At 69.4% G+C, this 26,619-nt stretch carries 16 protein-coding genes and 2 pseudogenes; 12 read left to right on the forward strand and 6 right to left on the reverse strand.

What is annotated here, in order from left to right:
• The first annotated feature begins 27 nt into the window (after positions 1-27).
• The 6 genes from GobsT_RS35990 (at position 28) to GobsT_RS36015 (ending at position 9,320) form a co-directional block, all read left to right on the forward strand.
• Positions 28-1,068, forward strand: coding sequence for a ligase-associated DNA damage response exonuclease (locus GobsT_RS35990; RefSeq protein WP_029600767.1), 1,041 nt, complete (start codon positions 28-30; stop codon positions 1,066-1,068).
• Complete coding sequence (locus GobsT_RS35995; protein WP_010037231.1) at positions 1,065-2,717, forward strand: ATP-dependent DNA ligase; 1,653 nt, start codon at positions 1,065-1,067, stop codon at positions 2,715-2,717. Before GobsT_RS35990 ends, GobsT_RS35995 begins: the two co-directional genes overlap by 4 nt.
• On the forward strand, positions 2,714-5,245 hold the full coding sequence (locus GobsT_RS36000) for a ligase-associated DNA damage response DEXH box helicase (RefSeq protein WP_010037230.1): 2,532 nt from the start codon (positions 2,714-2,716) through the stop codon (positions 5,243-5,245). Before GobsT_RS35995 ends, GobsT_RS36000 begins: the two co-directional genes overlap by 4 nt.
• Complete coding sequence (gene pdeM / locus GobsT_RS36005; protein ID WP_010037227.1) at positions 5,242-5,877, forward strand: ligase-associated DNA damage response endonuclease PdeM; 636 nt, start codon at positions 5,242-5,244, stop codon at positions 5,875-5,877. The genes GobsT_RS36000 and pdeM overlap by 4 nt, the downstream gene beginning before the upstream one ends.
• Positions 5,878-5,955: 78 nt before the next feature.
• Positions 5,956-7,782, forward strand: coding sequence for a malto-oligosyltrehalose trehalohydrolase (gene treZ, locus GobsT_RS36010; protein ID WP_010037225.1), 1,827 nt, complete (start codon positions 5,956-5,958; stop codon positions 7,780-7,782).
• Between the two features lie 89 nt (positions 7,783-7,871).
• Positions 7,872-9,320, forward strand: a complete 1,449-nt coding sequence (locus tag GobsT_RS36015) for a RecQ family ATP-dependent DNA helicase (RefSeq protein WP_010037222.1) — start codon at positions 7,872-7,874, stop codon at positions 9,318-9,320.
• Positions 9,321-9,458: 138 nt separating this feature from the next.
• Here GobsT_RS36015 and GobsT_RS36020 read toward each other — a convergent pair whose 3' ends face one another.
• Positions 9,459-10,037 (reverse strand): EF-hand domain-containing protein, encoded by a 579-nt coding sequence (locus tag GobsT_RS36020; protein WP_010037220.1) that lies wholly within the window; start codon positions 10,035-10,037, stop codon positions 9,459-9,461.
• Positions 10,038-10,058: 21 nt separating this feature from the next.
• The gene (locus tag GobsT_RS36025; RefSeq protein WP_010037213.1) at positions 10,059-10,745 is read right to left on the reverse strand and encodes a dioxygenase family protein; all 687 of its coding nucleotides are present in this window, start codon (positions 10,743-10,745) and stop codon (positions 10,059-10,061) included.
• Between the two features lie 151 nt (positions 10,746-10,896).
• Between GobsT_RS36025 and GobsT_RS36030 the strand changes: the two genes are divergently transcribed.
• The 4 genes from GobsT_RS36030 to GobsT_RS36045 all read left to right on the forward strand — a co-directional run bounded on the left by GobsT_RS36030 (position 10,897) and on the right by GobsT_RS36045 (position 17,206).
• Positions 10,897-12,075: a metallophosphoesterase gene (locus tag GobsT_RS36030; protein ID WP_010037209.1), complete on the forward strand. Its 1,179-nt coding sequence runs from the start codon at positions 10,897-10,899 to the stop codon at positions 12,073-12,075.
• A gap of 12 nt (positions 12,076-12,087) precedes the next feature.
• Positions 12,088-14,157, forward strand: a complete 2,070-nt coding sequence (locus GobsT_RS36035) for a HEAT repeat domain-containing protein (protein WP_010037206.1) — start codon at positions 12,088-12,090, stop codon at positions 14,155-14,157.
• Between the two features lie 157 nt (positions 14,158-14,314).
• Positions 14,315-15,124, forward strand: a complete 810-nt coding sequence (locus GobsT_RS36040; RefSeq protein WP_010037203.1) for an inositol monophosphatase family protein — start codon at positions 14,315-14,317, stop codon at positions 15,122-15,124.
• A 156-nt stretch (positions 15,125-15,280) separates the two neighbouring features.
• Positions 15,281-17,206: an ABC-F family ATP-binding cassette domain-containing protein gene (locus GobsT_RS36045; protein ID WP_010035669.1), complete on the forward strand. Its 1,926-nt coding sequence runs from the start codon at positions 15,281-15,283 to the stop codon at positions 17,204-17,206.
• A gap of 196 nt (positions 17,207-17,402) precedes the next feature.
• Here the strand turns inward: GobsT_RS36045 and GobsT_RS36050 are convergent, their stop codons facing one another.
• Positions 17,403-18,875 carry a protein adenylyltransferase SelO gene (locus GobsT_RS36050; RefSeq protein WP_010035666.1) on the reverse strand — a complete coding sequence of 491 codons (1,473 nt, stop codon included), beginning with the start codon at positions 18,873-18,875 and terminating at the stop codon, positions 17,403-17,405.
• Between the two features lie 315 nt (positions 18,876-19,190).
• Here GobsT_RS36050 and GobsT_RS36055 point away from each other — a divergent pair, with 315 nt between their 5' ends.
• Entirely contained in the window at positions 19,191-20,078 is an 888-nt protein-coding gene (locus tag GobsT_RS36055) for a carbonic anhydrase (RefSeq protein WP_010035663.1), read from the forward strand.
• Between the two features lie 94 nt (positions 20,079-20,172).
• On the opposite strand, the gene GobsT_RS36060 is transcribed toward GobsT_RS36055, so the two are convergent.
• Together GobsT_RS36060 and GobsT_RS36065 are read right to left on the reverse strand one after the other, a co-directional pair.
• Positions 20,173-20,397, reverse strand: a complete 225-nt coding sequence (locus GobsT_RS36060) for an IS5/IS1182 family transposase (RefSeq protein WP_010035661.1) — start codon at positions 20,395-20,397, stop codon at positions 20,173-20,175.
• 104 nt (positions 20,398-20,501) lie between these two features.
• A pseudogene (locus GobsT_RS36065) lies at positions 20,502-21,673 on the reverse strand (IS3 family transposase).
• A 66-nt stretch (positions 21,674-21,739) separates the two neighbouring features.
• On the opposite strand from GobsT_RS36065, the pseudogene GobsT_RS36075 reads away from it, so the two are divergent.
• A pseudogene (locus tag GobsT_RS36075) lies at positions 21,740-22,036 on the forward strand (IS66 family transposase); the annotation flags it as partial.
• Between the two features lie 568 nt (positions 22,037-22,604).
• Here the strand turns inward: GobsT_RS36075 and secA are convergent.
• Entirely contained in the window at positions 22,605-26,516 is a 3,912-nt protein-coding gene (secA, locus tag GobsT_RS36080) for a preprotein translocase subunit SecA (RefSeq protein WP_010035653.1), read from the reverse strand.
• Between the last annotated feature and the right edge of the window lie 103 nt (positions 26,517-26,619).

Genomic DNA, 26,619 nt, shown 5'->3' on the forward strand with positions numbered 1-26,619 from the left:
GGCGCCATACACGGGTGGAGCAAGTCGGTGTCTGAAGATCTGATTTCACTCACCGACGACGGGTTGTACTGCCCGGCCGGCGGGTTCCACATCGACCCGTGGAACCCGGTGCCGCGGGCGGTGGTCACCCACGCCCACACCGATCATGCCCGCTGGGGGTGCGGCCATTATTTGGCCGCCGCGCCCGGTTCGCACCTGCTCCACACCCGCCTGGGCGCGACGGCCGACATCGCAACCGTGCCGTACGGCCAGCCGACTGAGCACAATGGGGTTCACGTCTCCTTTCACCCCGCCGGACACGTTCTCGGTTCGGCACAGGTGCGGGTGGAGTACCGCGGCGAAGTGTGGGTCGTCACCGGCGACTACAAACTCGACCCGGACCCGACCTGTCAGCCGTTCGAGCCGCTCCGCTGCCACACGTTCATCACCGAATCGACGTTCGGCCTGCCCATTTACCGCTGGGAAACCCCTGATGTGCTGTTCGGCGGTGTGAACGCCTGGTGGGCGGCGAACAAAGCGGCCGGCAAGTGCAGCATCGTGTACGCGTACGCGCTCGGGAAGTCACAACGGGTCATGGCCGGTGTCGATCCGTCTATCGGCCCGATCTTCACGCACGGCGCGGTCGAGAAGGTGACCCGCGCGTACCGCGAGAGTGGGGTGTTGCTCCCGCCCACGGTGCCGGTGAGCGAGGTGACCACCGGACGGGGGAAAGCGAAACCGTGGGCCGGCGCGCTGGTGCTCGCGCCGCCGTCGGCGGCCGGTTCGCCCTGGGCGCGCAAGTTCGAGCCCGCGTCCGAGGCGGTGGCGAGCGGCTGGGCGCGGGTCCGCGGGGCGCGGCGGCGCAAGGCCGTGGACCGCGGGTTCGTGCTATCCGATCACGCCGACTGGCCCGGCCTCCTGACGGCGGTGCGCGAGTCCGGCGCGTCCCGGGTTCTGGCGACGCACGGGTTCGCGGCCGAACTGGCTCGTTACTTGCGCGAGGGCGGGCTCGACGCCGGGGTGATCGCCACGCGCTACGGCGACGAAGAAGAGGGCAGCGATTCGGGTAAGCAGGAGGTAGAAGGGTGAAAGCGTTCGCCGACCTGTACGCGGCGCTGGACGAGACCACCCGCACCGCCGAGAAGACCGCGGCGATGGCCCGCTACTTCGCCGCCGCGCCGCCGGCCGACGCCGCGTGGGCGGTCTACTTCCTTAGCGGTCGTAAGCCGCGGCAGGCCGTGCCGTCGAAGCGGTTGCGGCTGTGGGCGCGGGAACTCGCCGGCGTGCCCGAGTGGCTGTTTGACGACTGCTACCACCACGTCGGCGATGTGGCCGAAACGATCGCACTACTACTGCCGCCCGCTGCCGCCGCGAGTACCCGACCGCTGGCCGACTGGGTCGAGAACCGGCTGCTGCCGCTCCGCGCCATGGACGAACCGGACCAGCGCGCAGCGGCGGTGGCGGCGTGGGACGAGTTGGACGAGCGGCAGCGGTTCGTGTGGAACAAGCTCATCACGGGCGAGTTCCGCGTCGGGGTGTCGCAACTGCTGGTGGTGCGGGCGCTGGCGCAGGTGAGCGGGCTCCCGACCGACACCGTGTCGCACCGGCTCATGGGCGCGTGGGAACCGACGCCCGCCTTCTACACCGCCCTAGTGGCGCCCGACTCGGGCGACGCCGACGTGAGCCGCCCGTACCCGTTCTTCCTCGCGCACCCGCTCGAAGGTAAGCCGGCCGCGCTCGGTTCGCCGGACGAGTGGCAGGCCGAGTGGAAGTGGGACGGCATCCGCGCGCAAGTGGTGCGCCGCGGGGGCCGATCGTTCGTGTGGTCCCGGGGCGAGGAGTTGGTCACCGACCGTTACCCTGAACTGGCGGCGCTCGCCGCGGCGCTGCCGGACGGCACCGTGATCGACGGCGAAATCCTGCCGTGGAAGAGGCAGGAGGGGGTCACGGGGGAACCCGCGGGGGGTTCCCCCGAATTCGGAGGCACAGTGCTCCCGTTCGGCGAGCTGCAAAAGCGCATCGGCCGCAAGACGCTCTCAAAGAAGTTGCTTGAAGACGTGCCCGCAGTGCTCATGGCCTACGACCTCGTGGAGGAGGCCGGGGCGGATCTGCGCGAGCGCCCGCTCTCGGAGCGCCGCGCACGGCTCGAGGCGCTCGCGGCCCGCGCCCCGCACCCCGCGCTGCGGTTGTCCCCGCGGCTGGCGTTCGACTCGTGGGAATCGCTCGCGACCGAGCGCCGGGGCAGTCGGGCGCGGGGCGTCGAGGGGATGATGCTGAAGCGCCGCGCGGCCCCGTACCGCGTGGGGCGGGTGCGCGGCGACTGGTGGAAGTGGAAGGTCGAGCCGTTCGCGGTGGACGCGGTGCTCATCTACGCCCAGTCCGGGCACGGCAAGCGGAGCGGCCTCTACACCGACTACACGTTCGGCGTGTGGGACGGCGGGGCGCTGGTGCCGTTTGCCAAGGCGTACAGCGGGCTGACCGACGCCGAGATCCGCAAGGTGGACGCGTTCGTCCGCGCCAACACGCTGGAGAAGTTCGGCCCGGTCCGCACGGTCAAGCCGGAACTCGTATTCGAGCTGGGGTTCGAGGGCATTCAGGCGTCGTCGCGGCACAAGAGCGGGGTGGCGGTGCGGTTCCCGCGGATGCTCCGCTGGCGGACGGACAAGAAGCCGGAAGAGGCGGACACGCTCGACCGCGTCAAGGGACTGCTGAACGTGCCGGCGGAGGGCGGGGCGTGAGAGGCATCCCGAAGCCCCCCCGCACCAAGACGCCGAAGCCGCGCCCGATCGACCCGGCGGAGGTGGTGCCGCCGGACGAGTGGTTCGCGCGCCGCGGGTGGGCACCGTTCCCGTTTCAACAAGAGACCTGGGCGGCGTACCGCGCCGGCGCGAGCGGGCTCGTTCACGCTTCCACCGGCACCGGTAAAACGTATGCGGCGTACTTCGGCCCTCTGTTCGAAGCGGTGAGCGAGCCCCCCGCGGTAACTCCTCCGCCGCTTCGCGTACTATGGGTCACCCCGCTTCGCGCGCTGTCGGCCGACACCGCACTGGCGCTTGAAGCGCCGCTCCGCCCGCTGGGGCTGAACTGGGATGTCGGGACGCGCACCGGCGACACGTCGGCCGCGGCCCGCACGCGGCAGCAGAAGCGGCTCCCCACGGTGCTCGTCACCACGCCCGAGAGCCTGTCGCTACTGCTGACCTACCCGGACGCGCGGGAGAAGTTCGCGGGCCTGCGGTGCGTCGTGTGCGACGAGTGGCACGAGCTGTTCGGCTCGAAGCGCGGAGTGCTCACCGAACTCGCGCTCGCCCGCCTTCGCACGTTCTGCCCGCGCCTGCGGACCTGGGGGCTATCGGCGACACTCGGCAACTTGGACGACGCGCTTGCGGCACTTGCCGGGGCCGGGCGCGATACGTCTGCGGAAGCGTGCTCGCAGACCGGGCGCGGTCGAGTGATCCGCGGGCACGTGCCGAAGCCGATCGCCATCGACGCGATCCTGCCGCCGCGGGTGGAACGGTTCCCGTGGGCCGGACACCTCGGGCTGTCCCTCCTGCCGCAAGTGCTCACGGCAATCGATGAGGGCAAGACGGCGCTGCTGTTCACCAACACCCGCGGGCAGTGCGAGCAGTGGTATCAGGCGCTGCTGGACGCCCGCCCCGAGTGGGCCGGGCAGGTGGCGCTGCACCACGGCTCGCTCGACCGGAAGGCGCGCGACTGGGTGGAGGACGGGCTCCGCGCCGGGACGCTGCGGTGCGTGGTCTGCACCAGCACGCTCGACCTCGGCGTGGACTTCGCCCCGGTCGAGCGGGTGCTCCAAGTGGGGAGCCCGAAGGGCGTCGCGCGGCTGTTGCAGCGGGCCGGGCGGAGCGGGCACCGGCCAGGCGAAACCAGCCGCGTCACCTGCGTCCCGACGCACGCGTTCGAACTGGTTGAGGTGTCCGCGGCGCGGGCCGCCGCAGCCGAAGGGCGGATCGAGGGCCGGTTCCCGATCGACAAGCCGCTCGACGTGCTGGCGCAACACTGCGTCGGCTCGGCGCTGGCCGGCGGGTTCCGGGCCGACGAACTGCTGGCGGAGGTGCGGACGGCCCACGCGTACCGCGACCTGTCGGGCGCGGAATGGACGTGGGTACTCGACTTCGTCACCCGTGGCGGCGAGGCACTGAAAGCGTACCCAGACTACCGCCGCGTCGAGGTGCGCGACGGCGTGTACGGCGTACCGGACGCGAAGGTCGCCCGCCGGCACCGGCAGTCGGTCGGCGTCATCACGTCCGAAGCCGCGGTGCTGGTGCGGTTCCTCCGGGGGCCGAAGCTGGGGACGGTGGACGAGTCGTTCGCCGCCCGGCTCAAGACCAGCGACCGGTTCACCTTCGCCGGGCGCACGCTGGAGTTCGTCAAGCTGTACGAGATGACGGCGTGGGTGCGGCTGGCGAAAAAAGACGCCGACACGAAGCCCCGCTGGTCCGGGTCGCGGCTGCCGCTGTCCGGCGAGCTGTCGGCGGCGGTGCGGGCCAAACTGGACGAGGCCGCCCGCGGGCTGTTCGCGGACGCCGAAATGCGGGCGGTGCGGCCGGTGCTGGAGGTGCAGGCCCGGTGGTCACGGGTACCCGCCGCGGGCGAGGTGCTCGCGGAGCGGCTCAGCACCCGCGACGGGCACCACCTGTTCCTCTACCCGTTCGAGGGGCGGCTCGTCAACGAGGGCGTGGCCGCGCTGCTGGCGTACCGGCTGTCGCGCCGGCGGCCGCAGACGTTCACCCTGGCGTGCAACGACTACGGCCTCGAACTGGTGTCGTCCGACCAGCTCGACCTCGACGCGATCGCGCTGAAAGAGTTACTCGTCCCCGACCGATTGACGGACGACGTGCTGGCGTCGCTGAACGCCGCCGAGCTGGCGAAGCGGCAGTTCCGCGAGGTGGCCCGCGTCGCCGGGCTGGTGAACCCCGGGCTGCCGCACGCGGGCCGCACCGCCAAGCAGCTCCAGGCGTCCAGCGGGCTGTTCTACGACGTGTTCCGCGAGCACGACCCGTCGAACCTGCTCCTGTGGCAGGCCCGGCGCGAGGTGCTCGACCGCCAGTTCGAGGTGACGCGGCTGCGCGCCGCGCTCGACCGGATCGGCGCCGCCCGGCTCGTCGTGACCGACCCGCCGCGGCCGACGCCGTTCGCGTTCCCGCTGCTGGTCGAGCGGATGCGCGCGGCGGTGTCGTCGGAAACGCTGGCCGACCGGGTGCGGAAGCTGGCCGCGGCGCTGGAGCGGAAGGCGGGTCCGGAATGACCGCAGAGATCGAAATCGCCGGCGAGCGGCTGGTCCTGCGCCCGGACCGGTCCCTCTTCTGGCCGCGGGCGCGGGCGCTGGTGATCGCCGACCCGCATTTCGGCAAGGCCGAGGCGTTTCGCGCCGCCGGAGTACCGGTGCCGGGAGATTCGGCCGAACCGCTCACCCGCCTCGCCGCCGCGCTCGACGACACCGCGGCCGAGCACCTGTTCGTCCTGGGCGACTTCTGGCACGCGCGTGAGGGGCGCACCGCCCATGTGGTCGAGGGGCTGACTGCGTGGCGCAATGAACGGCAGGGCCTGCTGGTACGGCTGGTGCGCGGGAACCACGACCGCGCCGGCCCGCCGCCGGACGGGTGGGGCGACTGGTCGAATGACCTCCGCGTCGAGCCGTTCGTGTTCGCCCATTTCCCGGAACCGGCCGACGGCGGGTACGTGCTGGCCGGGCACCTTCACCCGGGCGTTGTACTGGGCCGCGAGCGGTTGCGGCTGCCGTGCTTCTGGTTCGGGCCGCGGGTCGGGGTGCTGCCGGCGTTCGGTACGTTCACCGGAGCGGCGAACGTGCCGATCCGGCGCGGCGATCGGGCATTCGCCGTCGCCGGGACCGCGGTGGTGGACGTGTCGCGGCCCTGATGTTGCAGTCTTGACTGCGCGTTCGGCCGAAGTAAACGGAACGCCGTGGGGCGGGCGCACGCGACACGGGGAGACGAAATGGGAGCAGCGGAGATCCGGCGGTGCGGCGCGGTCACCCGGTCCGACGGGGCCGTGACGTGGCGGGTGTGGGCGCCCAAGGCGGACCGCGTCGAGCTGGTCCTGATCGACGGCGACCGCCGGCAACCGATCGCCATGCGCCCGGAGGATGACGGCTACTTCGTTCACGCCGGTGCGGGCGTGCCGGACGGGCAGCGGTACGCGTACCGGCTCAACGGCGGCCCGGAGCGCCCGGACCCGTGTTCGCGCTGGCAGCCGGACGGCGTCCACCGGCCATCGGCGGTCGTGTTCCCGGGCCGCTTCCCGTGGACCGACCGCGGCTGGCGCGGGGTCAGCCGTGACGATTTGGTCTTCTACGAGCTGCACGTCGGCACGTTCACCCCGGAGGGCACGTTTGACGCGGTCATCCCGCGCTTGCCGGAACTGCGCGACCTAGGGGTCACCGCGATCGAGGTCATGCCGGTGGCTCAGTTCCCGGGCGCGCGGAACTGGGGCTACGACGGGGTCCACCTGTTCGCCCCGCAGGACACCTACGGCGGCCCCGACGCCCTGCGCCGGTTGGTCGACGCGTGCCACGCGCACGGGCTCGCGGTGGTCCTCGACGTGGTGTACAACCACCTCGGGCCGGAGGGCAACTACGCCGGCGAGTTCGGCCCGTACTACTCGGACCGCTACCGCACCGCGTGGGGCGCGGCGCTCAACTACGACGGACCGGGGTCCGACGGGGTCCGCGACTTCGTGCTGGACAACGTCCGGCACTGGGCCGAAGAGTACCACCTCGACGGGCTGCGGCTGGACGCCACCCAGAGCATCTTCGACATCAGCCCCGTTCACATCCTCACCGAGATCAAGCGCGAAGCGGACCGGGCCGCGGCGCCGCTCGGCCGGCCGTTCCACGTGATTGCCGAGAGCCTGCTCAACGACGTGCGCATCGTCCTCCCGCCGGACCGCGGCGGGTACGGGCTCGACGCCGAGTGGAACGAGGACTTCCACCACGCGGTGGTCGCGTTCCTGACCGGCGAGCGGCACGGCAAGTACGTCGACTTCGGCCCGGCCGCCGACCTGCCGCGGGTGCTGGAGCGCACGTACCTGCTGGACGGGCGGTACAGCCGGCACCGCGGGCGGCGGTGGGGCGCGTCGGCCGGGGACGTGCCCGGGGACCGGTTCGTGGTCGGCGTGCAGAACCACGACCACGTCGGCAACCGGGCGCGGGGCGAGCGGCTGGCGGCGCTGGCCGGGCCGCCGGTGCAGCGGCTCGCCGCCAGCCTGATGCTGTTGTCCCCGCACCTGCCGTTCCTGTTCATGGGCGAGGAGTACGGGGAGACGAACCCGTTCCTGTTCTTCTGCTCGTTCGGCGACCGCGGGCTGATCGAGGGCGTGCGCCAGGGGCGGCGGCGCGACTACGCGCTGGCGGGCGAGGTGCCGGACCCGCAGGCCACGCTGTCGTTCACCGCGTCGCGGCTGAACTGGTCCTGGCCGGACGGATCGCCACGGGCCGGGCTGCGCCAGTTGTACCGCGACCTGCTCGCCGCCTGCCGCCAGTGGCCGGCACTACGAGACTTCGTGAACCGTCGCGCCCGGCTGGTACCCGATCCCGCCGAAGGACCGGTGCTGGAGTTCGTCCGCGGGGCCGATCCGGCGTCGGCACTGCACGCCTACTTCAACCTGTCCGCGGCCCCGCAACCGCTACCGGCCGGGCCGCCCGCAGGCGCGCAGGTGCTCCACAGCTCGGAGTGGCGCACCTACGGCGGGCCGCGCGCGGAAGGCGACGCCCACACGGAGCTGCACCCACACGAATGTCTGGTGTTCGGCCCGGCGCCCATGTGACCGCCGCCGGCTCGGCGCGTCCCGCGGTGGCGGCCGGGCGGCGCGGGTTTTGCCTCTGTGCGTGCAGGCCCCGCACCACGAGGTTTTCGATGTCCGCTCTCCCGCCGACCGTCACCGCTCGCGCCCTGCAAGAGAAGCTCCGTGCGCACTTCGGGTTCCGCCAGTTCCGCCCCGGCCAGTTGGAAGCCGTGCGGTGCGCGATGGAGGGCCGCGACGTGCTCATCGTCATGCCCACCGGCAGCGGCAAAAGCCTGTGCTTCCAGCTTCCGGCGCTCGAGCTGGAGGGCACGACGGTCGTCGTCAGTCCGCTCATCGCTCTGATGAAGGATCAGGCCGACGCCCTGCGGGCCAAGGGCGTAGACGTGGCCGTCGTCAACAGCACGCTGACCGCCGCCGAGCGGCACCGGGCGGAAGAGGACATCGCGTCGGGCCGGGCTGAGTTCGTGTACACCACGCCCGAACAACTCGCCAATCCGGAGTTTCGTGCGGTCCTGAAGCGGGTGCCCATCGACCTGTTCGTGGTGGACGAGGCGCACTGCGTCAGCCAGTGGGGGCACGACTTCCGGCCGGACTTCCTCGCCCTCGGCCGGGCGATCGACGACCTCGGCCGCCCGCCGGTGCTGGCCCTTACCGCGACCGCCACGCCGGACGTGATCGAGGACGTGCTGGGGCGGCTCGGCATCCCGAATGCCGACGTGGTTCACACCGGCTTCTACCGGCCGAACCTGACGCTCGACGTGATCCCGGCGGCCGGCGACCGCGAGAAGTGCGCGCTGCTGAGCAAAATCCTGGACAACACCGACGGCCCCGCGATCGTGTACGCGGCCACCGTGAAGGCGGTCGAGGCCGTTGCCGAGTACCTGGACGGCGAGGGGGTGGACGTGGCCGCGTACCACGGCAAGTTGCCGCCGAAGCAGCGGGCCGCGGCGCAGGACGCGTTCATGTCCGGGGCGGTGCGGACGATGGTGGCCACCAACGCGTTCGGGCTGGGGATCGACAAGCCCGACATCCGCGCCGTCGTTCACTACCACCTGCCCGGCACGGTGGAGGCGTTCTACCAGGAGTTCGGCCGTGCCGGCCGCGACGGCGGCACCGCGCGGTGCGTGCTGCTGTACGACCCGGCCGACCAAAAGTTGCAGCGGTTCTTCGGCCGCGGCCGGTACCCGGACGATACCGACCTCGTCAACGCGTACCACACCCTCGAGCGCGCCCCGGGCGGCGCGACCCTGACCGAACTGCTCGCGATCTCGCCATTGCCCAAAGCCCGTTTAAAGCTGTGCCTCGACCTGCTGACCGGCCGCGGCGTCGCGCGGGCCGACGGCGCCCGGTACGAACTCGCCGCGCGCGGGCTGGACCGCGACCAGGTGGCCCGCCAGGGTCAGGCGTACCGCGAGCGGGAGGAGCGCGACCGGGCCAAGCTGCAAACCCTGGTCGGGTACGCCGAGGGCCGCGCCTGTCGCTGGCACACGGTGCTGAAGTACTTCGGCGAGGGGACCGAACTGGCAACGCCGAAGTGCGGCCACTGCGACCGCTGCTGACCGCGGTCCAACCGAGCAGGATCGTCACGCGCCGCCGGTTCGGGCTTCGCCCCATCGGTGCCGTCCGGGCCTTCTTGCGGCCCAAGGATTTTGCTCATCGCCAAGCAAAAAGCCCCGCTTGGTGCGGGGCTGGAGTGGTTACTGGGGCGGCGGCGGGAACCCGCCCGGGCCACCCGGCCCGCGCTCGCGCAGCGCCTTCTTCTGCTCGTCCGTGAGAATCTTGTTGAGTCGCGCGTCCACGTCCTTCTGGAGCGCGGCGAGTTCCTTCTTCTGCGCGTCGGTCAGGTTCAGTTGATCCTGAAGGAACGGCGGCAGCACCTGCCCCGGTTGCGGCGGCCCGAACCCCGGACCTCCGGGACCACCGGGGCCGCCCGGGCCGAACCCGCCCGGACCGCTGCCGCCGGCCGTCGCGGCGGACTCTTTCGTCAGGAGCGCGGTCAGCTCGTCCTTCGTGAGAATCCCGTCCTTGTTCGCGTCGGCCCGCTCGAACAGTGCGTGCAGTCGCCCGTCGGTCAGCTCGTATTTAGTAAGCTTGCCGTCCTTATTCGCGTCGTAGGCGAAGACGCGGGCGGCCATGTCATCGACGGTGACCGCCCGTCCGCCCGCTTTACCTCCCTTTCCGCCCTTCCCACCGGGCTGCCCCGGGGGCTGCGCTGACGTCAGCGACGCGGCCCCGAGAAGTGCCGCCGTGAACAGTACCAGAGCAATCGCGCGCATCGCCGGGTTCCTTATTAGGGGTCACTTCTTCTGGTTCATATCCGCTTCGGACGGCGTGAGGCCGATGACGATCTCGAAGTACGCTTGCAGCTCGCCGATCTTCGAGTCCTTGACCGGCTTGAAGTCGACCAGCACCAGTTCGCGGTCGATCAGGTCGCGGATCTGGTTGAAGACCCCGTCGCGGGCGTTGCCGGCGTGCCCGCGGACCATGAACTGGCTGGTCAGCAGGTCGCGGTTGTTGCGCTTGACCTTGAAGTGGATGTGCGGGGCCGGGCGGCCCGGGTACGGAACCGGCTTGATGGTGCGGAACCGGTACTCGCCCTTGTCCGTCGTGGCGCAGCGGCCGAACCCCTGGAAGTTCTTGTCCTGCTGCTTGGCCTTCGGCGTGCTGTCGGCCGAGTGCAGGTACACCGCGTTGGCGTCGCACTGCCAGATCTCGACCAGCACGTTCTTCACCGGGGCGCCGTTCACGTCCAACACCTTACCCGTCAGGTGCGCGACCTCGCCGAGCGCCGGGGTGGTGTTCTTGCCGATGACGATCAGGTCGTTGTCGGTGTCGAGCGGGATCTTGTCCGGGTAGAACGGCCCCTCGGTCTGGGGCGGGGTGCGGAGCAGTTGCTCGGCGAACAGCGCCGGCGAGGTGAGCGCCGACGCGCCCAGCGCGCCCAGGAACGCGCGCCGCGTGGGGTCGAACAGGGAACCGTTCATGAGCCGGGCCTCGGATCGGTGAGAGGGGAACGAAGTGGAACATGCGTCCCCAGTATAAACGCGGCGGCCCCCTGGCTGCGACTGTCTTCACCGGATGTTCACGCGGGGCGCGCCCGGCCGGTTGCCGCGCCCCGCCGTAAAATGACACGGTATGATCACGCTCCTACTGTTCGCCGTCGCGGTCGCGTGGGTCGGGCACGCATGCGTGTGGGTCGCGGTTCTGAACAACCTCTACGCCCGCCCGCTTCCGAAGGGGCCGCTCAAGGTGTGGCGGTTCGCCACCGGGGCCGCGATCCTCGCGTTCCCGTGGCTCGTGCTCGGCCCCCTTGGCCCGTACCCCCTCCTCGACCAACCGCACGAATCCGAGAAGGGGCCGCTCGAACGCGGGCTGCTCGCCTACGCGGTCGCGTGCCTCGCGTTCGGCGGGCTGGTGTTCCCGCTCGTCACGCTCCGCCGCGCGCTGCGGAAGCCGCCGGCTTGTGTCGTGAGCGAGCGCACGCGGACGCTGGACCTGTGGCCCGAACTCGGGGAGAAGCTCGTCGGCGACGGGAAGGGGCAGTCGGCGACCCGGCTGCCGGGCAACGGCGTGTTCAAGTTCGACTTCACGGAGCTGACGCTCGCACTGCCGGGCCTGCCGCCCGCGTGGGACGGCCTCACGATCCTGTTCGTGAGCGACGTCCACTTTCACGGCACCCCGAGCCGACTTTACTTCGAGCGTATCATTGACGAGCTGACCGCCGGGCCGGAGCCCGATCTGGTGTGCCTGGGCGGCGACTTCGTGGACACCGACACGCACCGCGCGTGGATCGGCCCGCTGCTCGGCCGGCTGCGTGCAAAAGAGACGAAGCTGGCAGTGCTGGGGAACCACGACCTGTACCACGACCCCGACCGCGTGCGCGCGGAACTGGCGGCGGCGGGCTACACGGTGCTCGGCAACGGGTGGCAGGAGGTTCGCGTCCGCGGGGTTCGGTGCGTTACCGTCGGCCACGAGGGTCCGTGGGTCCGACCCGGGCCGGATCTGAGTGGCGCCCCGCACCCCGGCGAGGCGTTCCGGCTCTGCGTGAGCCACACCCCGGACAACTTCTACTGGGGCGCGGCGCACGGGGTCGGTCTGATGCTGTCCGGGCACGTCCACGGCGGCGGAATCCGGGTGCCCGTCATCGGTTCGATCTTCGTGCCGAGTGTGTACGGCCGCCGGTTCGACTGCGGGGTGTTCGCCGAACGCGGCTCGGTGCTGGTGGTGGGCCGCGGGGTGAGCGGGAAGGAACCGCTGCGCGTCCGGTGCAACCCGCAGGCAATTCGTATCACGCTGGTGTCCGCCGCTTCCTGAACGAGAAACGCTATGCGAACGCTCATCGCTGCGTCAGTGCTCACGGTCGTTGCCGGTGTCGCGGTGGTACCGGCAACGGGGCAACCCACGCCGGAGTCGCCCAAGCCTCATCGGTCGCCGTCCGAAGCCGAACTCGACGCGATGGTTTCGGACGCACGCAATGATTTTGGGGGGACCTACAAACTCGTTGCCCTCGGGCCGGCGGCGGTCCCGGCGCTCACGCGTGGGTTGTGGGGCGACACTGCGACGCGGCGCGCGTGCGTGGGGCTGCTGGCGCAGATCGGCCCGGACGCGCGTGCCGCCGCCCCGTCCCTGGTGCGGTTGCTCGGCGACGACGACCCGTCGGTGCGCGCACCCGCCGCTCGCGCGCTCGGGGCGATTGGCGCGCACCGAGCGGTTCCGGCCCTCACCAAGCTGCTCGATGACCCGTCGGCCCTGGTCCGGCTGCGCGCGGCCGAGGCACTGATTGCCTTGGGCGCGAGTGCCGACACCGTCATTCCCGTACTGACAAAGGCGCTGAAAGCGGAACAGCCCGATGAGGCCCACGTCGCAGCGCGGTTGCTCGCCGATCTCGGCCCGGAGGCGGCCCCCGCGGTGCCCGCGATCATCGACCGCCTCGCCGATGCGAGCCCGCTCCTGACCGGCCTCCTGGCCGACGCGCTGGGGCGGATCGGCCCGGGGGCCAGGGACGCGCTACCTGCACTCCGCGCCAGAACGAAAGAGGGTACGGGCGCGGCCCTGTACCGCACGCAAGCCGCACTCGCGCTGTGGCGCGTCGATCGCGACCCGGCGGCCGTGGCGCTCTTACACGGGTCCGCCGGTACGAAGGAGGGCGTTTCGTCACTCGCCCCGCTGTGGCGCATCGACCGGTCCAAAGAAACGGTGGCGGTGCTTGAGCGGTGGCTCAAAGCCGAAGACTCGAGTGACGTGGTGCTCGCAGCCGAGACGCTCGGCACGGCCTCCGACGCCGTGCTACCGGCGTTGCTGAGACTGCTGAAGGGCGACTCCACCGCCCGGGCGCTCGCGGTACCCGCGCTCGGCGAACTGGGGCCGGCCGCGCGGGACGCTCTGGAGCCGATCCGGCAGAACATGAACGCGCGGCGGAGCGGGGCGTGGGCCGAGGACTTCGTCGCGCTGTATCGCATCGCGCCCACGCCAGCAGCGGTGCGGGCCATCACCGACTTGCTTGAGGACAAGGGCCGCGCCCGCGAGGCGGCCGAGGCGCTCAAAGAGCTGCGCCCCGCGGGGCTGGCGGTGGTCATCGAACTGCTCGCGGCGCTCGACGCGTCCGACGAACACGTGCGGTTCGCGTGCGCGGTCGCGCTGTGGCGCATCGAGCGGCACCCCCGGGCACTGCCGGCCATGATCCGGCTGCTGCGATCCAACGAGCCCAGGATGCGAGAAGCGGTCGCGACCGACATCGGCCGTGAGTTCGGACCCGACGCGAAGGCGGCGGTGCCCGAACTGGTCAAGCGGTTGTTCGACCCGTTCGCGTCGGTTCGGGCGGCGAGCGCGGGCGCGCTCGGGCGCGTGGGACCGGACGCACGCGACGCCGTTCAGCCGCTGCTCGCGGTTCTCGACGGCGACGAGCCCGCGCTCGTCCAGGCCGCGGCGGTCGAAGCACTCGGGCTGATCCGCCCTGCCGACTCGGGGGAGGTGGTCGATGCCCTCAAGCGGAAGCTCAAGCACCCCGACGCGCTCGTCCGCGCGCAGGCGGCGCTCGCGCTGCTCCGCACAGCCGACGACCGGTCCGGCGAGAAGGAGCTGGAAGCGGCCCTGGAGTGGCGCGCCCACCAGGTGCGCATTACCGCGGCCGAGGCGGCATGGCTGCTCAACAAGGACGCCCGCGTCGTGCCCCTGCTCATTCGCGCCCTGGAGGAGTCCAACCTGGAAGGCACTCGCCGCGAGGGCGAACGGTGCATGGCGGCTCGGGCGCTCGGGCGCATCGGGGTCGACGCCAAGGACTCCGCTCCCGAACTGGTGAAGCTGGTGAGCCACCGCGACGCGGCGCTGGCCGCCGCGGCCCGCGCCGCGCTGAAGGCGATCGACCCCGAGGCGGCGAAGCGGGCCGGGGTGAAGTAACGCCGCCCGACGGGTTCCAATCGTTTCACGTTCCCGGTTCCAAGTTCCACGTAAAGCTCAAGGCGCACGAATGGCTTGGGGCTTTTGCCGAGCCGGTTCCCAACTTGGAACCTGGAACCTGGAACTTGAAACGACTGCGTTCCGTATGATTTCTGGCATGAGCACCGAACCCGACCGTTTGCGCGAGTACCTGTCCGTGGCGACCGAGGCCGCCCGCAAGGGTGGCGCGGAGCTGGAGCGCTGGCGCGCCAAGTTCTCCGTGAGGGAGAAGGGGCGCGCGGACCTCGTGACCGACGCGGATCACGCCTCACAGCAGATCGTTAAGGACATCCTGCTCGGCCGCTTCCCCGACCACGTCTTCATCGGCGAAGAAGAATCGGTCGGGAAGTCGCCCGGGGACGTGCGCCCGCCCGCCGACGCGCCGCCCGCGTGGGTCGTGGACCCGCTCGACGGCACCGCCAACTACGTCCACGACGTCCCGGCCTACTGCGTCTCGATCGGGCTGTGGCACCAGGGGCGGGCCATCGTCGGGGTGATTTTCGACCCGCGGCAGAACGAGATGTTCACCGCGGCGCACGGCCTGGGGGCGTTCCTGAACGACCGGCCCATCCGCGTGAGCGCGGTGTCGGGCGTCGCGGACGGGATGCTGAGCACCGGGTTCCCGGCGAACTACGAGAAGCAGATTCGCAACCTCGAGGCCTGGAAGAAGATCACCGCGCACGCGCAGTCGCTGCGGCGCAACGGCTCGACCGCCCTGAGCTTGGCCTACGTCGCGGTGGGCCGGTTCGACGGGTACTGGGCCTACGACAACTACCCGTGGGACGTGATGGCCGGGGCGGCGCTGATCGCCGAGGCGGGCGGGGTGCTGAGCGCCACGGACGGCACGCCGTTCGACCCGTACCGCCCGGACCTGGTCGCGGGCACGCCGGGGGTCCACCCCGAGCTGCTGCGGATTCTGTTAAGCTGAGCGCCGGTCGCACAGGGCTTCCGCCCTGTGCTACGCCCGCCGGCCCCTCCGGCGGCGGACCGGATATGACGCGCGCGGTGCGGACGGTTTTGCACCCCGGAGGGGTCGCCGGGCGTAGCACAGGGCGGAAGCCCTGTGTGGCATTGAGAGTTCCTTATGCTCCTCCTGTCCTGCACGAATCTCTCTCGCGGGTACGGCGCCACGCCGCTGTTCGACGGCGTCGAGTTCGAGCTGCACGCCGGCGAGCGCGTCGGGTTCGTCGGCCCCAACGGGGCCGGCAAGACGACGCTCATGCGCATCCTCGCGGGCCTCGACGAGGCCGACTCCGGCAAGGTCACGCTCCACGCCGGCGCGCGCCTCGGGCTGCTGCTCCAGGTGGCCGAGTTCCCGACCGGCCGCACCCTCTTCGCCGAGGCCAAGAGCGCGTTCGACGAGCTGCTCGCCACCCAGCGGGAGTTCGAGCGCGTGGCCGAAGAACTCGCCGCGGCCACCGACGAGGCCCAGCACCGCCAGCTCAGCGCGAAGTTCGACCGGCTCTCCGAACTGCTCCGCCACCACGACGCGTTCGAACTCGACCACAAGGTCGAAGGGGTGCTCGCGGGGCTGGGGTTCAAGGCGTCGGACTTCCCGCGCGACGCCAACACGTTCTCCGGCGGCCAGCAGCGCCGGCTCCTGCTCGCGAAGCTGCTGCTCTCGGCCCCGGACGTGATGCTGCTCGACGAGCCGAGCAACCACCTCGACATCGCCACCACCCGGTGGCTCGAGAACTACCTCGCGCAGCAGCCCGAGGGGATGCTGGTGGTGAGCCACGACCGGTACTTCCTCGACAAGGTGACGAACAAGACGTTCGAGCTGCACGACCGCAAGATCACGAGCTTCCCGGGGAGCTTCAAGCAGTACGTCCGGCTCCGCGACGAGAAGTTCGAGCGCGAGCTGAAGGAGTTCGAGGCGCAGCGGGAGTACATCGAGAAGCAGGAGGAGTACATCCGCCGGGCGCACTACGGCCAGCTCGCGAAGCAAGCGCAGTCGCGCGCCAAGACGCTCGACAAGCTCGACCGGCTCGAGAAGCCCACGAAGGTGAGCGGCCCCGACATCGCGTTCAGCGAGGTGACGCGGTCTGGCGACGTGGTGTTCCACACCGAGGACCTGACCAAGCGGTTCGGCGCCCGGACCCTGTTCGAGAACCTGAACTTCGACCTGCCGCGCGGCAAGCGGCTCGGGATCGTGGGCGAGAACGGGTGCGGCAAAACGACCCTGTTGCGCATCCTGCTGGGCGACGAGCCGGCCACGAGCGGGCTGGTGCAGCGCGGGCACCTGGTGTTCCCGGGCTACCTCGACCAGCACCTCGCGATCCTCGACCCCGACAAGAGCGTGCTCCGCGCGGTGTGGCCGGACGACGACCCGCAGCAGACCGAGCAGAAGATGCGGGACCTGCTCGGGAGCTTCGGGCTGCACGGCGAGATCGTCGAGCACCCGATCAAGTCGCTGTCCGGCGGCGAGCGGTCCCGCGCCGCGCTCGCGAAGCTCACCGTGAACGGGGCGAACCTGCTCATCCTCGACGAGCCGACGAACCACCTCGACATCTGGGCGTGCGACTCGCTCGAGCAGGCGCTGAAGGCGTTCGAGGGCACGTGCATCGTGGTGAGCCACGACCGTTACTTCCTGAACCGGGTCGCGGACCTGCTGATCGTGTTCGACAACGGCACCACGGAGGTGGTGTACGGGAACTACGACACCTACGAGCTGCTGCGCCAGGCGCGCGAGCAGGCGGAAAAGGCGAGCCCCGGGCGCAAGTCCGGGGGCGACGACGCGTCCGCGCGCCGGACCGGAGGGGCTCCCGCGGGCGATACGAAGGCCGCGAAGCCGAAGCGCAAGTTCCCGTACCGCAAGGTTCCGGACATTGAGGCGGACATTGCGAAGACCGAGCAGAAGGTCGCGGACCTCGAAGCCGCGCTGCAAACGCCCGACGTGTACAAGGACGCGAACCGGCTGCGCGAAACGATGTCCGATCTGGAAAAGACGAAGGGCGCGCTCGCGCTGCTGTACCAGCACTGGGAAGAGGCCGTCGAGCTGAACGGCTGATTCGGTCGGGGGGCGGGTGGGTTTCGATCACCGCGGGCGTCCCGTTCTCGGCGGGGCGCGAGCGGCGTTGATGAGTCGGCCGTATTTTCCTCGTGTTGCAGGGCGGTTGCGGGGCGGTCGTGGCACGGGCGCCGCGGTCGGTGCCAGAGTGAGCGCGCCGGGCGAACGTGATAAGGCGGCGCGACGCGTGATGGCCTCACGTCCCGCAGAACGTGCGGTAACCGCATTCGTCAACGGGGGGCGTCCGATACGCGGCGAACTCGTCCCGCTCCTCAAACGGTAACTTCAGCGCGCTCAACAGGTGGTTCAGCACCGTCAGGTCGTCTCTCTGCTCCGCTGCGGCCAGCGCCTCTTCCACTCGATGGTTCCGCGGGATGACCGCCGGGTTGACGCTCCGCATCAGCTCACGAGCCGGCGCTGCGGACGGGCCGACCCGGTCCTGCCAGCGGGTGTACCAGGCCCGGAAGTCCGCGTCCTGATACCTCTCGCCGGTCGGCGGCCCGTCCGCGGACAGGTCGCGGAACGTGTTGGTGAAGTCCGCCCGGGATTTCTGCATCCAGTCGAGCAGTCCCTGAACCAGTTCGGCGTCACCGCCCTCGTCGGTTTGCAGCCCGAGCTTCTTACGCATTCCGGCGAGCCAGTACCCCTCGAACCGGGCCGGAAACTCGTTCAGCACCCCCATTGCGGCCGCAACGGCGGCCTCTGGGTCGGGGCCGATGAGGGTCAGGAGCGTCTCGGCGAACCGGGCCAAATTCCATTGCGCGATGTTGGGCTGGTTGCCGTAGGCGTACCGCCCCTCGCTGTCGATCGAGCTGAACACGGTGGCCGGGTCGTACGCGTTCATGAACGCGCACGGGCCGTAGTCGATCGTCTCCCCGGACACCGCCATGTTGTCGGTGTTCATCACCCCGTGGACGAACCCCACGTGCTGCCACCGCGCCACGAGCGCGGCTTGGCGATCGGACACGGCGCGGAAGAACGCCAGATACTTCTGAGGCGCCTCGACCAGTTCCGGGTAGTGCCGGGCGATCGTGTAATCGGCCAGCGCCCGTAAGGTCGCCGGGTCGCGCCGCGCCGCGTACTCGAAGGTGCCGACCCGGATGTGGCTGGCCGCCACGCGCGTGAGGACCGCACCCTTTTGTGCCCCCGACCGGTAGACGGGCTCGCCGGTGGTCACGACCGCCAGGCTCCGCGTTGTGGGGACGCCCAGCGCGCTCATCGCCTCGCTGATGACGTACTCGCGGAGCATCGGCCCCAGCGCCGCCCGCCCGTCGCCGCCGCGGGAGAAGCGCGTCCGCCCCGATCCCTTGAACTGGATGTCCACGAGCCGGCCGGCCGGCGTCCGGTGCTCGCCGAGCAGGATGGCACGGCCGTCCCCGAGCATGGTGAACCCGCCGTACTGGTGCCCCGCGTACGCCTGCGCGATCGGCCCGGCCCCGGGGGGCAGCTCTTGGCCCGCGAACAGGGCCGCGGCCGCGTCTGGTGAGATGGCGCGCAAATCGAGCCCCAGTTCGTCGGCCAACTCGTGGTTCAGGAGCGCGATCCGCGGCGCCCGCACTTTTGCCGGCTGGGTCGGCGTGAAGAGGTCTTCAGGTAACCGCGCGTAGGTGTTATCGAACCGCCAGCCGGTGATTCCGTGTTCCGCAACCGTTGCCGTTGAAGTGGCCATCCGTTCCCTCTGCGAGACGCACAAACGTTCTCAATTATAGAGGGCGGGCGCCCGCAGGTTCCCCCCAACCGTGATTTGTGGGAAGAAGCGGTTTGGCACAGCTCACTTGCGGCTTCGGACGCGGTCGTGTTCGGCATCGGAACCCGCGACGAACCGCCCGGCTCGTACCGCCAGACGGCGCATCCGAAGTCACTGCGCCGCGACCGGATTACCACCGTTCGGAAATCGGCGCTCATGGCCCGGTCGAGGGTGCTCACCGCCGGCGTTGCCTGATATAAGAGATTTGCGCCTCGTGCGCGTTTTCAAGGAGGGCGTATGGACTGGGTCAGCCGCTTTCGTCGCACGTCCGATGAACCGCTCGAGGCCCCCCGCACCCCGGAGGAGGTCGTCCTCCGGCTGCTCGCGGGCAACGCCCGGTTCGTTTGCGTTGCGGCCCCGCACGTGCCCGCCGGCAGCACCGTCCCTCCGACGGCGGCCGCCGCACCCGCTCCGGCGGCGCCGGTCCCGAAGCAGGCCCCGTTCTGCGCCGTCCTCGGGTGCTCGGACGCGCGGGTCCCGTCCGAACTCGTGTTCGAGGCCGGCCCGAACGAGCTGTTCGTGGTCCGGGTGGCCGGGAACGTGCTCGGGGACGAGTGCCTCGGGAGCCTCGAATACGCGCTGCACAACTTCCGCGACTCGCTCCGGCTGCTGCTGGTGCTGGGGCACACCGGGTGCGGGGCGGTGACGGCGGCCGTGGACGCGTACCTGAACCCGACCGGGCGCAACAGCACCGCCTTCACCCGGTCCCTCCGCGCGGTCGTCAATCACGTTCTGGTGGCGGTCCGCAGCGGGGCGCTGTCGCTGGAAGAGTGCTGGGGCGCCGGGGTGCAGTCCGAGCCGGGGTACCGCGACGCGCTGATCGAGATCAGCGTGTACCTGAACGCCGCCATGACCGCGTACCAGTTGCGCGAGGAGGTGCGCACGTCCGAGGAGTCGGGCACCCGGACGATGTTCGCCGTGTTCGACCTGGCCACCTGCCAGGTGATCGGCCCGGACCTCGACCCGGCCACCGACGACACGGGCAAGCTCTCCCCTGCGCCAGCCGATCCGGACGAACTGATCGCACTGGGTCATCAGGTCGCGGCTTCTCCGATGGTGTCGCGGCACCTGTCGGACGCGTTACGAGCCACACGTTACTCGGCCCCAGGGCCGGCTAACGTGTGATGACCGATGCTGGCCGGCCTGCCAGTCAGCATCGGTCCGTCTTCGCGTTTGCGGTTTTCGCCGCCGCATTCAGAGTCTGTCCCATATGTGGTAATTAAGCCACCAGATGGTAGCGGAACTCGGGATCCGCGTATTTGGGTTGAAGTCGGTTCAGCATGAGCTGGATCATGGCCAGTTGAACGAACGCCTCCGAGGACCGCACCGTCTTCTCGCGGTCCTTGGTGAGGCGGCGGCACCGGCCGAGCCACGCGAACGTGCGCTCCACGGTCCACCGGATCGGCAGCTTCACCCACCCCGTTGAGCCCTCCGGGCGGCGCACGATCTCCAGTTCCCAGGGCGCATGGTCTGGACCCACGCGTACAGGGCGTGGTTGTGGTACTTGGTGTCGGCGAACTGGAGTTCCCCACGAAAAGTGGACAGTTTCTAGCGGTGGGTTTGGTTATACGTTCGCTCGTACTCACCTGGGGCAACGTCGCCCAGCGCGGAGTGCCTTCGGACCCGGTTGTAGAACGTCTCGATGTACTCGACGATGCTCGCCTTGGCCTCCGCGCGGGTGACGTAGTCCTGGTCGTGAACCAGCTCCTTTTTCAAGCTGGCGAAGAAGCTCTCCATCGCCGCGTGATCCCAGCAATTGCCCCGGCGGCTCATGCGGCACGTGATCCCCTCCTCCTTCAGTCGCCGCTGGTCGTGCGCGCGGGCGTACTGGGACCCGCGATCCGAGTGCGCCACCAGGCCCGCACCCGAAGACCCCTGGAGACGAGCGGCCAATGCCATCTCCAGGGCATCCACCACCAATCGACGGGTCATCGTCTCCGACATCGACCCGCCCACGATTCGGCGGCGGCACAGGTCTTCCACGACCGCCAGGTACAGCCACCCCTCACGGGTCGGGATGTGCGTGAGGCCCGCACACCAGCGCGTGTTCGGCTCGCCCGGGTCGGACGCCCGAGCCAACACGTGCGGTGCCACCGGCAACCCGTGGTTGGAGTCCGTCGTCTGCCTGAACGTCCGCTTCGTCCTCGCGGCGATCCCGGCCTCCCGCATGACCTGGGCCACGAAGTTCACGCTGCACGCGTGCCCTCGGCTGACCCGTTCGGCGTGGAGGCGTGGGCTCCCGTAGCGAGCTTTCACTTCGGCGTGGATCGCCTTCACCTCTTCGGTCCGTTCCTCGCGCCGCTGTTCCGCCGCACTGACATCGCGTGACCGCCACGCGTACAATCCGGACCGCGACACCTCCAGCACGCGGCACATCAACGCGATGGGCCACTCGGCCTCGCGTTCCTCGATCCAGGCGAAGGTCCGCTCGTCTGGGCGGCGAAGAACGCCGTCGCTTTTTTGAGGATGTCGCGCTCCGCGTCGAGCCGCTTGACGTCGGCCCGGAGCGTGCGGATCTCCTCCTCCTGGGGCGTGAGGTGACCGGAGCCGGGGAACGCATCGACGCCCTTGGTGGCGAGGGCCTTCTGCCCGTCGTGGAGCCGGTTCTCGGTGATGCCCACCCGCCGAGCCACCTCGGCCACCGACAGCTTCTGCTCGGTGATCATCTTCACCGCCGCGAGCTTGAACTCCGGCGTGTACGTCTTCCGCTTGCCAGCCATCGGTGTGTCTCCTCGTGATCAGAGTTTACACCGCTTTCCCGCTGCCTACCATTCGTGGGGAACTTCATGTGGACGTTCCCCCGGGTCCTCGGTGTGGACCCGACCAACAACGCGGCCGAGCGCGAGGTGCGTCACGCGGTGTGCTGGCGGAAAGCGAGCTTCGGGACCGAGAGCGAGCAGGGGAGCTAGTTCGTGGAACGGATCCTCACGGTCATCGCCTCGTGCCGCCGACAGGAGCGTAATGTCCTGGCGTTCCTCACCGATGCCGTCACCGCCTATCGCACCGGAGCCAAAGCACCGACGCTCATCCCGGGCCAGGCCCAACAGTCACCGATCGTGAGCCCACTCCTCGCCAACTGTTGATATGCACCTGCATCACCGGTGAACGCTTACGATGTCGAAATTAACTTTCCCGTTCTGACTGGCGATAGCAACACAGTGCGGATAGGTGTGTTGATTACCGTCATCGCCCTTGTAACTGCCCCAAGAAAAAGAAGGGGCTGCGGCCTGAGCATCTTGAGAAGCAACGCAAACACTCAATCCAATAGCAAGAGCCAACAAATCCTACCAATCCAGTGCGGAGCATGGCGAGGAACTCCAGTTGATAGTGACTGGAGTGAGATTAACACGGGAGGTGTCAAGCACAAAAATGCAATCCGCCACCGGCATTCTAGGCCGTGTGGACAGTCGATTCGCAAGTCGATGCCTGGTAATCGGTTGCGATGGCCGAGCCCCTGGCGACAGTTGTGATATTACACCAAGATAATTCAAGACTTACGTCGAAAGCTAATCGTGACTGTCCACACGGCCTAGTGCTCCGTCCACGCTAAATTTTCGGGTCACTGATGCGGCACTCACAGATAGTTCGGGCAAAGTGGGACGCTTCGACCCGAAAATTTAGCGTGGACGGAGCACTCGTATCGTCTGCTCATCAGCGTTTACCAGCTTCCATCTTCATGTGACAGTTCTTGTACTTCTTGCCGCTCCCGCACGGGCACGGGTCGTTGCGGCCCACCTTCTTGCCCTCGTTGCGGATCGGGTCGGTCTTCTTCGCCTCCCCCCCGCCCGACGTGTTGGTCTGCTGCTGTGATGCATCGAGCTGGGCCTGACGTGCCTGGGTCGCGCTGATGGCCGCGGCGTGCGTCGCGCGGGCGCCGGCCCACAGCGCCGCTTGCGCCTCCTCGTCGCCCATCTCCTCCATCCGGAAGACGGCTTCGGTGATGCGGTCGCGGATGCCCGCCCACATCTTGTCGAACTCCTGCATCCCCTCTCGCTTGTACACGATCTTCGGGTCTTCTTGCGCGTAGCCCGCCAGCCCCACCCCGCTGCGGAGGTTGTCCATCACCAGCAGGTGCGTCTTCCACGCGCTGTCGATCTGCTCCAGCACGAGCTGCCGCTCGACCGAGTGCATCTCCGGCCGGTACTTTTCGTCGTAGGCGTTGAGGACCATGTGCCGCGCCTCGACCGCGCTCCGCCCGGTGAGCTTCGCGGCGTCGAGCGTCAGCCCCAGCTCGCGCTGCGCCCAATCGGTCAGCTCCTTGGCGTCTTCCGGGTCGGCGACTTTGGCGCCGCTGAAGGTTGTGGTCACCTGGGCGTCGATCTCGTCGATGTCCGCAGCCGGCATCGCCTTGGGTGCCAGAGCGGTGAGCCGCTCGCGCAGCTTCGACCGCGGCTCCGTGCGGATCACCTCTTCGGTCCAGCCCTCTTCCTCCAGCGCCTGGAACGCGACCGCGAAGAACCCGTTCGAGTCCGCGAGCACCTGCGGCCCGTGCTTCCGCGCCGCCAGCACCGTCCCGAGCCGCTGGGCGCTCCAGCGGTACAGCCCGTCGCGGTCGTACCGCTGCTGCCCGGCCGCCGGCTTGTCGGACATGAAGTTCTGCATCGCCACGCGCACCGGGAACTCCACGTCCTTCTCGCGGTACGCGGCCCGCACCTTCTGGTACAGGTACCCGTTCAGCTCGCTCCCGTCGCCCCGGGCGACGATCTCCTCGGCGGTGATCTTCACGCCGAACCGCTGGCGGAGCCACTCGGCGAGTGCCTCGGCGCCGTAGGTGCGCGTGAGGTACCGCGCGCCTTCGTCCAGGTTCACCGCGTTCACCGCGGCCTCGGCTTGGGCGCCCAGGTGTTCCGCGAGCTTGTCGGGCGCGATCTTGCGCAGCTCCTTTTCGGTCAGCTTGAGGTCGTACCGGGCGTTAACCGCCCGGGTCAGTTCCGACCACTTCCAGTCCTTCGGGTCCTCGTCCGCCCCGAGGTTCTCTTCGAGCCGCTCCTGCATGAACGTCTCGACGTTGGCCAGCGCCTGTTCGATCGCTAGGCGCGCCGCGTCCTCGTAGGAGGAGGTGCGGAAATCGCCCGCGGCGAACTCCATGCCTAGCCGGTTGCTGGCGAACTCGGCGAAGCTGGCGGCGCCGTAGCTGTCGTTCAGGAACCGCGCGCTCGCGTCGGCGATCTGCGTGCGGATCATGTCCAGGATCATGGCCCGCGGGTTCATGCCGTCCAGGATCTCCTGGCGCGCGCCGTACACGCGCTTGCGCTGGAGGTCCATCACCTCGTCGTACTCGAGCAGGTTCTTGCGCTGGTCGAAGTGGTACTCTTCGACCTTCTTCTGGGCCTTCTCGATGCGCCGGCTCACCATGCCGGACTCGATCGCCTCGCCCTCCTGCATCCCCAGCCGGGTGAGCACGTTCCCGACCCACTCGCCCGCGAACAGGCGCATCAGTTCGTCCTGGAGCGACAGGTAGAACCGGCTCGACCCCGGGTCGCCCTGGCGGCCGGCGCGGCCGCGGAGCTGGTTGTCGATGCGGCGGGAGTCGTGCCGCTCGGTTCCGAGGATGTGCAGCCCGCCCATCTCGGCGACCTTACGGCCCTCTTCCTTCATCCTCTCCTTCGCTTCGATCTCGCCGATCGTCGCGGCCCACACGTCGTTCGGCACCTCCAGGCGCGTGGGGTATAGGGGCCGTCCGTCGGCGTCCTTGGCTTGCTTGAGGCGTGCCCACGCGAGCGTTTCGGCGTTGCCGCCGAGGATGATGTCGGTCCCGCGGCCGGCCATGTTCGTGGAGATGGTGACCGCTCCGATGCGCCCCGCCTGGGCCACGATCTCGGCCTCGCGGCCCACGTGTTCCGGCTTCGCGTTAAGCAGCTCGTGCTTGACCCCCCGGCGCTTCAGCAGTTGCGAGAGCTTCTCGCTCTTGTCCACGTCCTTGGTGCCGATCAGGATCGGGCGCCCGCTCTTGCTGATCTCCACGACCTCGTTAACGACCGCGTCCCACTTCTCCTTGTCGGTCCGGTACACCAGGTCCTTGTGCTCGATGCGGAGCATCGGCTTGTTGGTGGGGATCGCCACCACGTCAAGCTTGTAGATCTTCCAGAACTCGTTCTCTTCGGTCTTCGCGGTGCCGGTCATGCCCGCGAGCTTCTTGTACAGCTTGAAGAAGTTCTGCAGCGTGACCGTGGCCATCGTCTGCGTTTCTTGCTTGATCTGCACCCCGTCTTTGGTGTGCTTCGCCTCGACGGCCTGGTGCAGCCCGTCGGACCACTGGCGGCCGTACATCGCGCGGCCGGTGTGCTCGTCGATGATGACGATCGACAGCTCGTTGTTCTCCCGCGCGTCGCGGTCGATCATGTAGTGGCGGTCGATCTGGTACAGGTGGTGCGCCTTCAGCGCGTTGTCCATCAGGTGCGGCCATTCCATGTTGCCGGCGGTGTAGAAGCTCTCGACCCCCGCCAGCTCTTCGGCCTTGCGCACGCCCGCATCCGTCAGATGGCAGGTGCGCTCCTTCTCCTTGATCTCGAAGTACACGCCCTTCGGGGGCGGGTTCTGCGGGTCCACCTTGGCGGGGTCGAGCGGGGCGAGCAGCGTCAGCCCGTCCCCTTCGGTGCCGCCGGCCTTCATGGTGCCGGCCGCGACGATGTCGCGCCGCGCCTTGCGCTCCAGTTCCGTCAGCGCGCGGGCCACCTTGTCGGCCTCGGCGAACCGCTTGGCGTCGGAGAAGGCCGGGCCGCTGATGATGAGCGGGGTGCGGGCCTCGTCGACGAGGATGTTGTCCACCTCGTCGATGATGGCGTAGTGGTGCGCCCGCTGCACCTGCCGGTAGTACGGGTGGTAGTTCTCGTCGTCGTGCCGCGCGATCTTCATGTTGTCGCGCAGGTAGTCGAACCCGAACTCGGAGGCGGTGCCGTAGGTGAGGTCGCACTCGTAGGCGCGGCGCCGGGCCTCCGGGTCCATGTCGCTCTGGATGTACGCCGCGTTCACACCCAGCGCGTAGTAGATGGGCAGCATCCACTCGCAGTCGCGACGCGCCAGATAGTCGTTCACGGTGACCACGTGGACGCCCTGCCCCTCAAGTGAGTTGAGGTACGCGGCGAGCGTCGCGACGAGGGTCTTGCCTTCACCGGTCTTCATCTCGGCGATGCTGCCCAGCCCGGTGCCGTACCCGTGCAGCACCGCGCCGCCGACCACCTGCACGTCGTAGTGGCGCATGCCCTTCGTGCGCCGGCCGGCCTCTCGGACCGCGGCGAACGCCTCGGGCAACAACTGGTCGAGGGTGGCCCCCCCCTTGAGCCGCTCGCGGAACTCGGCGGTGAGCCCCTTGAGTTGCTCGTCGGTGAGCGCCTGCATCTTCGGTTCGAGTTCGTTCACCTTCGCGAGCGCCGAGCCGGGCACCACGGTGTGGACCGCGGCGCCGCGCGGGCGCACGTACCCGATGCCCCGAATGCGGCGCTCGTCGGCGGACCCGCCCGCCAGCCGGGAGATGACGCCCACGCACGCTTCGACGAAGGCGTTGAACTTGTCGCCCAGCTTCTCGAAGAACGTCGGTTCCATCCCGGTCTGTGCCGTCGCCATTGCGTTAATCCTCGTGCGCGAAAGTCGCTGCGCCCGCCCGGAGTCATGCCGGGGCGCACCGACCGCGCCAGATTCCCAATCTAAGGAGCATAGAAAAACCGGT

The organism is Gemmata obscuriglobus (assembly GCF_008065095.1).
In the GTDB taxonomy this organism is placed as follows: domain Bacteria; phylum Planctomycetota; class Planctomycetia; order Gemmatales; family Gemmataceae; genus Gemmata; species Gemmata obscuriglobus.